Source organism: Candidatus Lokiarchaeota archaeon, assembly GCA_014730275.1.
GTDB lineage: Archaea > Asgardarchaeota > Thorarchaeia > Thorarchaeales > Thorarchaeaceae > WJIL01.
The window spans coordinates 1-3,188 of record WJIL01000065.1; the positions used below are offsets into that span (position 1 = coordinate 1).

The 3,188-nt window shown below is 47.2% G+C and carries 7 protein-coding genes; 5 read left to right on the forward strand and 2 right to left on the reverse strand.

Going from position 1 to position 3,188, the window contains the following annotated elements:
* The first annotated feature begins 18 nt into the window (after positions 1-18).
* Complete coding sequence (locus GF309_06955; GenBank protein MBD3158516.1) at positions 19-630, forward strand: hypothetical protein; 612 nt, start codon at positions 19-21, stop codon at positions 628-630.
* A 119-nt stretch (positions 631-749) separates the two neighbouring features.
* Positions 750-1,022: a hypothetical protein gene (locus tag GF309_06960; protein ID MBD3158517.1), complete on the forward strand. Its 273-nt coding sequence runs from the start codon at positions 750-752 to the stop codon at positions 1,020-1,022.
* Positions 1,023-1,235: 213 nt separating this feature from the next.
* On the opposite strand, the gene GF309_06965 is transcribed toward GF309_06960, so the two are convergent.
* Entirely contained in the window at positions 1,236-1,703 is a 468-nt protein-coding gene (locus tag GF309_06965; GenBank protein MBD3158518.1) for a hypothetical protein, read from the reverse strand.
* A 152-nt stretch (positions 1,704-1,855) separates the two neighbouring features.
* Here GF309_06965 and GF309_06970 point away from each other — a divergent pair, with 152 nt between their 5' ends.
* Positions 1,856-2,074, forward strand: a complete 219-nt coding sequence (locus tag GF309_06970) for a hypothetical protein (GenBank protein ID MBD3158519.1) — start codon at positions 1,856-1,858, stop codon at positions 2,072-2,074.
* Here GF309_06970 and GF309_06975 read toward each other — a convergent pair.
* A complete protein-coding gene (locus GF309_06975; GenBank protein ID MBD3158520.1) occupies positions 2,071-2,361 on the reverse strand; it encodes a hypothetical protein in 291 nt (96 codons plus the stop codon). The two genes, GF309_06970 and GF309_06975, sit on opposite strands and share 4 nt — an antisense overlap.
* A 137-nt stretch (positions 2,362-2,498) precedes the next feature.
* Between GF309_06975 and GF309_06980 the strand changes: the two genes are divergently transcribed.
* Together GF309_06980 and GF309_06985 are read left to right on the forward strand one after the other, a co-directional pair.
* Positions 2,499-2,759, forward strand: coding sequence for a hypothetical protein (locus tag GF309_06980; GenBank protein ID MBD3158521.1), 261 nt, complete (start codon positions 2,499-2,501; stop codon positions 2,757-2,759).
* Positions 2,719-3,188 (forward strand): hypothetical protein (locus GF309_06985; protein MBD3158522.1); only part of this gene is annotated, 470 nt, incomplete at its 3' end. The genes GF309_06980 and GF309_06985, both read left to right, overlap by 41 nt.

The following is a 3,188-nucleotide window of genomic DNA, read 5'->3' on the forward strand; positions in this document are numbered from 1 at the left end:
GTCGTGGTGCTAGGATTTGTGGAATACGTCACGCAAAACCAGTACGATATCTATCAGGATTACGTTGCTCAAGGAGGGCGACTGTTCATCAACGATGCTTGCTCGTTTCTCTGTGAGGTGGGGTATGGAAATGGCTACATGTGGTTGGTCAAAGGCAAAGGCTTTGCGTTCAACGGCACGCATGCATGGAAATCCGTTTACCGACGCTGGCCACTGGAGAACCAGAACTGGGTTGGTAGCAACTTCAACCGGTTCCACTATGGCACGGTTCCATGGAATGCAACTGTGAACGCTAGCCATCCGGTGGGTGAGCACATGCAGTCGCACTATGGGTCCTCATTCACTACCTCGTACAGGGGCCACGAAGAGAACTACATCTCCAATGTCAGCGAAACAACCATGATCCTTCAGTGGAAGAATGCGTTGTATGACAGACCCATTGCAGTCTATGAGCACGACTATCAGAACGGAACGGTACTGCATACTGGTATCATGCTTTCGGAGGTCATGTACAACGACCTTCGACTGATGCGTTTGTTCATCAGCCTGTTGCGATATGCACTTCAAGGAGCAGTCTCCGAGTGGACATTTCCTGTTGAAGCAAACATCCAGGCAAGGGAGAACCCGTGATGAGCAGCGCAACAGAGCAGGCGATATTCAGGTGCAGTTTCCTGGAGCGCGTGCTGGACAGGCTCTATTGGCGATATCGCCGTAGTCTCGAGAAACAACAGAACAAGGAGACGGATTGAATGAGACTGCGTATACTGGCCATCCTGGTCATCTGTGCAGTGCTGGTCGTACCGGTTCGCGCACAGGGAGACATCTATCCCGTGACGAGAGAAAGCCATGACTATGCTCGATTCATGTCGATAGATGCTGATGAGGTTGAAACCTATCCACTGACGATTGACCTGCCGGTGGTACTACCAGAGACACCGGATGTTCCACATGGGAGAGACTACTGGGTACTGAGATATGCCAGTTCTTCCCATGATTCCGCTTCCGTACTCAAATCCAGATAATGCAGGTATCTCTCATAGTAGGTGTGTGAAAGATCTGATAGTTGCCACCATATGAAGACTCCTAAGATGAATATCAGAAGTGGAGGTCCAACAAATGAAATACCCGTTTTGAATTTCTCCCACCGCCCGGTATTCTGTGTTTCTACGTTTTCTTGACTCAAAATTGTTTTCTCCTGGATACTGGTTCGTGGAGTTGGCGCGCGCCAACTTGTATTATACATTTCTAAGATGCTGTCGAGATGTGATCGCAGCCCATACCTCATCAATAAATCCTGCATAGCCTTCCAGTCTGAACGTCTCGGATGGCGTATAGATCTTGATTGCTTCTTTCTTGAAAAACGCCCAAATCAGAACGAGTATCACTCCGACGCCCATGGACAGGAGAGCGAGGTAGTAGGTCCCGACATAATACCAGAACAAAAAGCCCATTCCGGAGAAGAGACTGAGGAGCATCGGCGAAATAGCCATGGTTGTTCCTATCACTGCCAGCTTGTTACTGAATCGTCTCCATTTTTCCATCCATATCGCGCCTATGAACGAAATCAGTAGCTCGAATCGATTCCAGGAGTGTCCCTTGGCAATTACTCTGCGTTCGTCTATCTGAATATCCGTGAATTCGATATCGTTGATTTCAAACCTTGATGAACGTGTGAATGTGGATTCTGCTGAATGTGCCTCCATGTGCACCACGCCATTCTGTTGTCCTCACTCCCACTTAGGTGTTATTCGGATGGATTTACCAATGTTCTCGTCGCACAGTATTGGTAAATCTCGCGTGGTGACTAAATAGGGCTGTACGGAATCACGTGTAGACCTCAGAGGATATTGACGATATGGACTCTATGAAAGCGATTCTGCGATGTGCTATAATAGACATGGCATTGGATCTCATTGGACAGAAAACAGACAAGTACTCTCAGCAAGAGGGGCGGTGTTGTGAAGACTGTCCCGTGATCAAGGAGCTTAGGAACGACCTGCATCTGGCACAGCTGCAAGAGCGTGGAGAAATAGTAGACGAACTGAAACTCAAGTACGGGATTTCGCCGGTCTAGGAAAGGATCTCTTCTATCGCCTTGAGATGCTTGGCCACTTCGATGCCTTTGTCCGTGAGAACGATGTTCACTCTCACCCGGCCTTTCTCTTGTTCTTTCGTTGCAAGACCATATTGCTGAAGGATACGCAGCGACCTGTAGTAATTTGATGTTCCTACCGCGCGTCCAAGTTCAGAAACAATTCGATTTTCTCCTTTTCGGCGTGCATCATCCAAAATCAATATCAATCTAAGTAATCCGGTTTGAGAATCGAATTTCTCCATATTTTTGTGAACATCAAATTCCATATTTTGAATTCTACTATCGGGTATTATAGATTATCTTCCTCTTTTCGGTTTTTAAAATATGGAATATATTTAAATAGTCTCGTACGAGAATGAGGTATAGATGTTTCAGAATTTCAAAAAGTAAAATGGTGTGAACTATGAACTATAAACACGTAGCAATTCCGAAGGAGCCTACCGCACAAGAGCTCCTGGATGAAATCGCAGAAGTGAAGAAACGCTTACAGAAATACATCCCAGAGTCGCTTTCTGATGGTCTCGCAGTACGACTTGCCATCAACATAGTTGCGAACCTAGAGGATGATAGTGCTTTGCTCCGGCCACCCATGGTTGAGCAATTAATCGATGAAGATGTAATGATTGGCACGAGTCATACTGCTCAGCTTGCGGAGGGTGCCTGAACTGGCGTCAGAGGATCTAACAGAACTGGAGGAAATCGGGGAAGAGCTGCAGAAGCGCAAGCTTTCCCATGATGCTCCCGACTCAATGTGGGTGGAAGAAGTTCAGAAACAGTTTCCCGACTTGGCACCTGATCATTATTTTGAAGCGCTGAAAGGATATCTTTCAGAAGATCCGAAGTACGATACGCAGTCAAAATGTGCAGAAGAACTGAATGTAACACAGGGCCGAATCTCTCAGGTCTTTGGGCGAATCACTGCAAAGGTCGACGAGCTCAAGCAAACCCAACCAGAACCAGCTGAACCTCGAGAAGAGACGCTCAGTCCAAAACGAGTAAATGAGATTCTGAAGAGCGGGAGTCCGACTCAACTGGATCCATACGCGATTCTCCCGCGGGATGAGGACCATCCGAAGTACGATTGGTTCAGAGA

Coding starts and splice junctions, on each gene's coding strand:
- GF309_06960 (MBD3158517.1), top strand. CDS start 750: ATGAGACTGCGTATACTGGCCATCCTGGTCATCTGTGCAGTGCTGGTC.
- GF309_06965 (MBD3158518.1), bottom strand. CDS start 1,703: ATGGAGGCACATTCAGCAGAATCCACATTCACACGTTCATCAAGGTTT.
- GF309_06970 (MBD3158519.1), top strand. CDS start 1,856: ATGGACTCTATGAAAGCGATTCTGCGATGTGCTATAATAGACATGGCA.
- GF309_06975 (MBD3158520.1), bottom strand. CDS start 2,361: ATGGAATTTGATGTTCACAAAAATATGGAGAAATTCGATTCTCAAACC.
- GF309_06980 (MBD3158521.1), top strand. CDS start 2,499: ATGAACTATAAACACGTAGCAATTCCGAAGGAGCCTACCGCACAAGAG.